Origin of the sequence: Agathobaculum sp., from assembly GCF_022775115.1 — a bacterium.
GTDB lineage: Bacteria > Bacillota > Clostridia > Oscillospirales > Butyricicoccaceae > Agathobaculum.
On record NZ_JALFLA010000010.1, the window covers coordinates 44,076 to 51,618 of the forward strand.

General features: G+C 53.1%; 10 protein-coding genes. All 10 read right to left on the bottom strand.

Annotated features, from left to right (window positions below; translation table 11 throughout):
* Positions 1–27: 27 nt before the first annotated feature.
* Positions 28–1,383: a M23 family metallopeptidase gene (locus MR935_RS01340; protein ID WP_290570357.1), complete on the bottom strand. Its 1,356-nt coding sequence runs from the start codon at positions 1,381–1,383 to the stop codon at positions 28–30.
* A gap of 105 nt (positions 1,384–1,488) precedes the next feature.
* On the bottom strand, positions 1,489–2,424 hold the full coding sequence (locus MR935_RS01345) for a hypothetical protein (RefSeq protein WP_290570359.1): 936 nt from the start codon (positions 2,422–2,424) through the stop codon (positions 1,489–1,491).
* A 607-nt stretch (positions 2,425–3,031) separates the two neighbouring features.
* Positions 3,032–3,466 (bottom strand): hypothetical protein, encoded by a 435-nt coding sequence (locus tag MR935_RS01350; protein WP_290570360.1) that lies wholly within the window; start codon positions 3,464–3,466, stop codon positions 3,032–3,034.
* The gene (locus MR935_RS10755) at positions 3,397–3,666 is read right to left on the bottom strand and encodes a hypothetical protein (protein ID WP_442862998.1); all 270 of its coding nucleotides are present in this window, start codon (positions 3,664–3,666) and stop codon (positions 3,397–3,399) included. Before MR935_RS10755 ends, MR935_RS01350 begins: the two co-directional genes overlap by 70 nt.
* A 514-nt stretch (positions 3,667–4,180) precedes the next feature.
* Complete coding sequence (locus tag MR935_RS10760; RefSeq protein ID WP_442862999.1) at positions 4,181–5,068, bottom strand: GNAT family N-acetyltransferase; 888 nt, start codon at positions 5,066–5,068, stop codon at positions 4,181–4,183.
* A gap of 122 nt (positions 5,069–5,190) precedes the next feature.
* Complete coding sequence (locus MR935_RS01365; protein ID WP_290570372.1) at positions 5,191–5,568, bottom strand: FMN-binding protein; 378 nt, start codon at positions 5,566–5,568, stop codon at positions 5,191–5,193.
* Between the two features lie 63 nt (positions 5,569–5,631).
* Positions 5,632–5,964 (bottom strand): DUF3795 domain-containing protein, encoded by a 333-nt coding sequence (locus MR935_RS01370; RefSeq protein ID WP_290570362.1) that lies wholly within the window; start codon positions 5,962–5,964, stop codon positions 5,632–5,634.
* Positions 5,965–6,012: 48 nt separating this feature from the next.
* Positions 6,013–6,915 carry a CPBP family intramembrane glutamic endopeptidase gene (locus MR935_RS01375; protein ID WP_290570364.1) on the bottom strand — a complete coding sequence of 301 codons (903 nt, stop codon included), beginning with the start codon at positions 6,913–6,915 and terminating at the stop codon, positions 6,013–6,015.
* On the bottom strand, positions 6,912–7,232 hold the full coding sequence (locus MR935_RS01380; RefSeq protein WP_290570366.1) for a hypothetical protein: 321 nt from the start codon (positions 7,230–7,232) through the stop codon (positions 6,912–6,914). Before MR935_RS01380 ends, MR935_RS01375 begins: the two co-directional genes overlap by 4 nt.
* On the bottom strand, positions 7,204–7,543 hold a 340-nt coding region (locus tag MR935_RS01385), incomplete at its 5' end, for a hypothetical protein (RefSeq protein WP_290570367.1). The genes MR935_RS01380 and MR935_RS01385, both read right to left, overlap by 29 nt.

The window sequence follows — 7,543 nt, forward strand, 5'->3', positions numbered from 1 at the left end:
CTATGGCTTGGCCATAGCGGTTTGTTTTTACGAGATAGATACATATTGCTGTGGGTCAACTTTTTCATCGTTGACCATCACCTCAAAGTGCAGGTGCGGTCCGGTCGAGTTGCCCGTATTGCCGGAAAGCGCGATGCGCGCGCCTTTGTCAACCACGTCGCCCACCGAGACGAGCAGTGCGGTGTTGTGCGCATACAGCGTTTTGAAGCCGTTGCAGTGGTCAAGGATGACATACCAGCCATAGCCGCCGCCCTCTCCGGCGAAGATGACCTTGCCGTTATCCGCTGCGTATACCGGCGTGCCCTCCGGGGCGGCAAGGTCGACGCCGCCGTGCAGCCGTCCCCAGCGCCATTTGAAGGCCGAGGTAAAGGTATAGCTGGTCAGCGGTGTCTGGAACTCGCCCGTGCCGATGCCGATGTTGCGTGTGCCGACCTCGACGATCTCGGTGACTGCATCGCTCAAAACCGTGCGCTCGACGACCGTGCGGCCGTGCTCCTGTCCGTCCACCGTGGTGATCTCGGCGGTAACGACGGCCTCGCCCGGGCGGCCCTGCTGCACGGTCTCCCGGTAGGTCTGCGCAAGCTGGTCGTTTTCACGGGTGACAGTCTCAAACGGGATCTCCTCACTGTATGTCACCGAGCGGGTCGCGGTCACATCAAGGCGCGGGCTGAGGTAGTCATACAGCGCGCCCAGCTCGGATACGAGTGTGGTTTCCGCGATCACGCGGTCAACGCGCACCTGCTGCATGAACTGCGTGTTTTCGTCGGACGCAGTGGTGTACTGCGCCTTGACGCGGTCGAGCAGCGTCTGTGCGTCGTTGGTCGTGCGGCATAGCCCCGCGGGCGCACCGTCGATCGAGATCAGGGCGAGCACGTCCAGCTCGCCGGACTCGTTGACCAGAAGGTCGCGCAGCTCGGTACCCGTCAGGAATTGATTGGCCGTGCCGCTGCTCGGGTGGGCGTCCAACGTGATTGGCAGCGCATAGGTATGGCCGGACAGGGTCGAGGCGCTCTGCTCGATCTCGCTGACCGCAGTGGTCAGCATGTCCCGGCTTTCGATCAGCCCAAGCGGACGGCCATTGGCCGTGACCAACAGACCGGGCTGGGTCAGCAGCGCGCCGGGCAGCAGAAAGAACGGCACAAAGGCCGCCAAGGCGCAGGCAAGACGGTACCGCCCGGCGGCGTGCAGCTTATGGCGGATATGTTCCCAGACAGCAAGCGAGCGGACGCGGCCAATCAGCCGGTCAAGCGCGAGCACGAGCCGCGCCAGCAGATACAGCAGCGCGGAAAACAGGCCGAAGCAAAAAGATAACAGATTTCGCATGACAATAGTATGGAGCGCGGATGGACGGCTTATGCAGCCTCCTCCGGAAATATGCTCCATGATCCCTCCTTTCACAGTCCAAAGGTTACAGTTCGGTAACAATGAACAGGATAGACCCTTGAAAGGGAGAAGTCATACGAAATCTGTCGATAAGTTTTCAGTTTTTTAATTTTCCGGTCTGTGTCCGGTGAAATCGGTGGGGAAAAAGCGCGAATCGAGAGGTTTTTGCTGATAATATCGGTCGAGCACCGCACGCTGAAGTGAGACGGCGAGCGGCACGGCCGCGTCAAACAGGTCGCAGAAGGACTCGCTACGCTCCCCACTGGGAGAAGGCCACGGGCGGTGCGCCTGATTGGCGCAGTCGGCCGGCAGCGGCGCGGGGGGACGGATGAGCGAGGAGGCAAGGCCGGCTTTGCCAGTCAGATGCTCAAAGCGTTGGAGACGGGCGCGCACGCTCACCCCGCTGTGCGCCAGACGGAGCACGCGGCGCATATCGTGCAGCGAACGGTAAACGGCCGCGGGCGACAGGCGCACGCCGTATACGCGCCGGACGGCGCTGGCCAGCACGCGGGAGAGCACGGTGCATTCCGCGGCGGTCGGGTCGAGCAGGCGGAAGGCTTCGAACTGCGCCGCATCGGGCGAGATATAGTGCGAGATCAGAATGCCGTCCAGATCGCTTTTGACCAGCTGCCGCCGTGCTTCCGCCGAGTAGCCGGTCATGAACAGCGCCAGCCGGTCGGCCTGTGCTTCGATAAAGGAATACGAGACGCGGTCGAGTGCATAATGGGTGCAAAAGCCGAACACATACACCAAAGCGGCGGTATCGTGCTGGGTGAGCGCGGCATCACACAGGGCTTCAAACAGCGCACCGGGCGGCTCGTTGTGCATTCGGCGAGCCAAGCGCCCCATCGCGCCCGAAAAGGGCGCGTGGTAAAAGGCAAGCGGGTCGGGGCCTTGCGCGCCCCAGCGGTAGCCAGCGGGGTATAGCTCAATGAGGTGCGCGGCAGCGTCGCAGGTGACGCGCTGCACAGTGGTGGCAAAGATGTGGTGCGTGGCAAAAGCGGGCATGGAAACGACCTCCTGACGCAAGCTGTTAAGCATAGTATACTCCAAACAGCCGCAAAATGCCAGAGAAAGTATGCGGTTTTCCACGCATGGAGATGGATTTTCAAAGCAGGCTGTCGAACAGCTTGCGTGATTTGATAAATTATCTGCTTGAGGATAGCCGACCGCTGTGTTATAATAGCCGCAAAGCCGCTATTATAACGACTATTTGATAATGATATCACCGGCGGCACAGCTTGGGTGCTTTCGCCCTATAAGCGTTTGCCGCTGTGATGTCATCAGAACATATGAGAAAATGGCGTAAAACCTTAGAACGCGCTGATAAATAAAGGAGAGACAAGAATATATGAAATTAGGTATCGACGTATCCGAGCCGGTTTCATAAGGATCTCCGTCTCTGTGATGAAAGCCGCCGACGCTTGAAAACATTGACTTTTATAGAAGACCGGGCGGAATAAAACCCACCGGTTTTCACTGCGGATCCATACGCCAATGGCGTAAAAATGGAGTAGAAAATTTAACGGATTTACAGGGCAAAAAGGCCACCACTACACAAGTGATAATGAACGACAACAGGCATGACCGAAGCCGGTCATGCCTGTTGCTTTCCTATCAGGGAAGTTGAAAATAAAAGATTACATCTTCAGAAAAAACAATCAGGAAGTTCTTCGTCTTCGGAGGCTTCTCCAGTCTTTTCCTCGGTGATTTCAGTAATTGTCTTTCGAATGGATGAAATATCTGGATCACCAGAATCTTTGACACTCTTTTTCTCTATCAGGCCTTTATAAAACTCATAGACATCATCATCGGATAAGATCCAAGAAATTTGACGGTTATGTATAGCGGCGGAACAAATATCTTGAATTTGACGCACAGTTAAATCCGAAAAAGCTGACAGCTCCTTGACAATGGCGTGAGTTGTAGCAAAACTGCTGCTTCTGGCCAGTTTTTCAATCAATTCATCCTTTTCCTTTTCCACGCGAAGCTCGATGTCCTTGAAGTGCTTCTTCAGGAACTCACCCAGTGATTTGAAGAAGATAATTTTAGGCGATTTCTTTTTCTCCCATTCTTGAGCCAAAACGGATGAAACTGCTTATCATCAAAGATCGAAGCATAGTCCTTATCTGCTGAGATAAAGAAAAGATCTTCACCACAGGGAACACTTTCTAACAGGGTTTCCCAGTTGATTGCATCACCGTACTTACGATCTTTCCCAGGCGGATTTCCTGTATTAAAGCGAACAATAGCCCTATTTACTAATTCTTCAGAGCTTGAAATGAACTCAAGACCATCGAAAAATCACGCAAAGCAATATCCGCCGGAGAACTTTGGCTGGCAATGTCCTTCTTTACTTTTCGAAGCCATTCTTTATGCGCATCTTTCAACTCTGTATGCAGGAAAAGCCTTATTCACATTACGATAGCGGCTTCGATGGTATTTGCCCGGAATGCCGGTCATGTCAGTTCCATGGTCCCTATTGGAAGTATCAGTCCTGCGTCTTTGCGGAATGTCCTTATTCCCCGCACACGCTTTCCACACGGAGGTTGAAGCCTTATGAGAAAGAGAGCTAATCAGGAATCGAAGATTGGAGTCCACAAATACGAAGGCTTTACGATGATGCAGAATCATCATCTCAGGAACAAAGGACTTTCTCTTAAAGCTGTGGGATTACTGTCAAAGATACTCAGTCTTCCTCCTGATTGGGATTATTCGCTTCGAGGGCTTGCTACTTTGAACACTGATGGCATAGACGGCGTTCGAAGTACAATGAAGGGTTACCACAATGTCAAGATCATATCGCATTTCCATCTTCCTCGGTTTGTGCGCTGTACTGCATGGGTGTAAACCGCAGGCCATCAACGGTTTGCTCTTCTCCCGTCGGGACAAAGCCGAGATGACGGTAGACCTCCACCGCGTAGGGGGAAGAATTGACCGTGAACACCTGTCGTGCATAATCCTGCCGCATGGCCTCGAACAATCGCCTGCCGATCCCCCGGCGGTGATAGACCGCATCGACAAAGAAACCGCCGATATGCTGCGGCGCTCTCATACAGAGTGTTCCAACAAGTTTGTCGCCATCAAAAGTGCCATAAAAGGTCAGCATGGGAATTCGCTCTTGATCTCCCAGACTTGTCCGGAAATGGTCAATGCCCTCCTGTGAGTACTCCAGCGCTTCAAACTCCAGGAACACCCGCCAGCACAGCTCCAATGCCACCGGGATCTCTTCTTTGGTGAGTCTGCGGACAGGGTACGGCTCCATGGTGCGGGTCAGACTGTAGAGAGCCATATCCAGAACCTTGCCGTTCTTCACGGCGTTATTTTTCATGGTGCCCTCATAGCAAAATCCCGCCTTCTCCAGTGCCCGCCGGGAGCCGGTGTTGTAGGCGAAGGGCTCGGCATAGATGCGCAGGATATCGGTCGTATCAAAGATGATTGCACAAAGCTGCCGGATGGCCTCCGTCATGATACCCCGGCCCCAGTATTCCTCCGCCAGATAGTAGCCCAGCTCTGCCGTTTGTCTGTGGATATTGCTCTGCCGGAAGGCGCCGATGCTGCCGATGGCACGGTCATTCTGCGTGATGGCATAGGCAAAGGTGCCGGTTTCGTCCGCAGAGAGCATTGCACAGATGTAGTCACGGGCATCCTGCTCTGTGTAGGGATAGGGAAGTCCGTCCCGCAGATTGTTGAGGACTTTTTTTGTTGTTCAATGCTGCTGCCAGATCCGCTGCGTCCGACAGCCGCCATTTTCTCAAAATACAGTTCATGTATACCGCTCCTTCCATGGCACTGGGTTTACAACACTTAATTTGGAAGTCCCTCTGTTATAGCGTTCTCCACGGCTTTGCGAATGACCTTACTGGAGCAGGTAGCACCGCTGACGGCATCCACTGCTGTGGTCTGAGTGCGCACCATCTGGTCCAGAATTGCTTCCGCCGGAGTACCTCTTCCGTTTTCATGTTTCAAAAGTTCAATGCTTTCCAGCTGGTGGTCCCGGACAGTGACCTGAACCCTTGCCCGGACAACGCCGGTATCGCACTGACCTTCATATACGCCGTCTTCTACCTTTGTCAGGTCGATTTCATCAAAGGGAAGCGCGTTCACCTTCGCTTTATAGTCACCGATGGATTTGAGGTAGATTCCGCCTGCAAAAAGACCAATGACCAGAAGCACCGATACCACAATCAAGACTGCTTTCCCAGTTCATAATTTGTTCCTTTTAATAGTCAAATATTCCCATATGCTTTATCCCTTTAGATTCTTCAATGCCCCCGGGTTATCTGCGAGAATTATACCAACAGTCTGGCATTTTTCCAGTTCCCCGCAGTCTCCGCAGGTATGGGCGCCTTTTTTCAGCGCACACTGGCGGATCTGGCAAAGGCTGTCGCAGAACACCGTTTTGATTCCCTCCGCACGACAGCCCTGACAATTGATATGTTCCGGCAGAATCGGCGCTTGATTCAGCTCGGCCCATGCTTTTGCGGTTTTTTCGCGTAATGCCTGATCGTCGTGCACTGTTGCGATATACGCATCGCATTTCTCACAATCCAGCCCGCAATATGCAATCATTTTCTTCATCGTTATGTACCTCCTCAAAGTTCAGTTGCCTGTTTTCGCTTCCATATGTCATTTTTCTTCTGGTGTTATCTGCTTTTCCCTGTCTTTGGCACAGATCCAAGCCGCCAGCAAAACCATCGGCAGTCCACCCACCAGTCCGACCATCAGCGGTCCAAGCAAAAGCCGGTCTCCATATGCCGGATTTAGGAAAATTGTCGGAACGCCCACAAAAGCGTTGAACGCTCCATGGCACAATGCGGGAATCCAGATGCAGTTCGTCTTTTCGTAGAAGAAATCCAACAAAATACCCATGGAAGTTGCAATCAGGCAGAACAGCAGCGGCCCTGTCACGGGAGCGCCCCAATAGGAGGTGCCGTATTCATAGCCTGCCAGAAGCATGATCGGCCAGTGCCAGACTCCCCAGATGATCCCACCGGCAATTCTTCCCTTCAGAACTCCCCAGCGGCTTTTCAGCGCGGGATACAACACACCGCGCCAACCGGCTTCCTCTCCCACCGCAAAAAGCATATTCAGCCAGGGGGCATAGGTCAGGGATGCCACACAGCTGATGATGATGTACTGCTGGACCGACAGGCCACTGCTTTCCAGCTGCCGGATACCCTCTGCTCCCAATGTGTTGTAAATATACGAGAACGATGTGTCCAGCGCATCCGGCACCATCAGGAAATACAGCACGGCGCCTATGGTTCCCAGGATAGCCGGAACAAACCAGGCGCCCATGATCCAGCGGATGTTTCCTTTAATACGGGGCTTCCAGCCCATTCCTTTGACACCTGCTCCGGACAAAACTGCCGCAAGCAGCGGCGCGAACATGGAAACTGCCAATAGCCCCGAGTAGGCCAAGCTGGCCCCGGCTCGAAACATCATGCCTGCTGCAATTTGCAGGATCCACGCAATCCCGAAGGCCCAGAGCAGATAGCCCGCAAGGCGATCCTTTTTCCCGTTTTTCATAGTATTCTATCCCTTCCCCGAAAATAATTTCTCTGTGCGTATGTACATGCTTCTGCCATTTGTTCTGAAAACGGACGGATTATCAATAATATTGCTTCAATCATTACTGTCGATTGCCTCAATGATTTGTGATTTCTTTCGCATGCCACAGGTCTTTGCCTTTTTGATTCAATATGGTGTTTTCTGCATTCTTCACAGTCCCCATGACGAATACATTTTTCTTTTTTACAAGGGCAGCTTGTATTTTCCATTGCATACTCACCTCCGCAAATTCCTGTTTTCTGTCTTTTATTTCCGTATCCCTGCTTCTCTTTCATAGGGTCTGGCATCCAATTTTTCCTTGCAGCCCAGCTTCTTGGCAATATGACCCATAAAGAACCGGGAAATGTGCTTACCAACCAGATTGTACATGCGGATCTGCTTTTCCGGCATATATTCCGGCCCGGCAAAGGCATCCACAGCGGCCTTCTCAAAACAGCCGGTTTGAGCAAAGGTTCGTCCCATCTGCGTAAAAGGAGCCAGCATTTTCTCCCGGTTTTTTTCGTCCACCAGACTGGTTCCAAACATATCCCCCTTGATGAGGGTGCCGGCGTAATCACAGCCGAGCTGAGCGGGCAGTGTTTCCAGG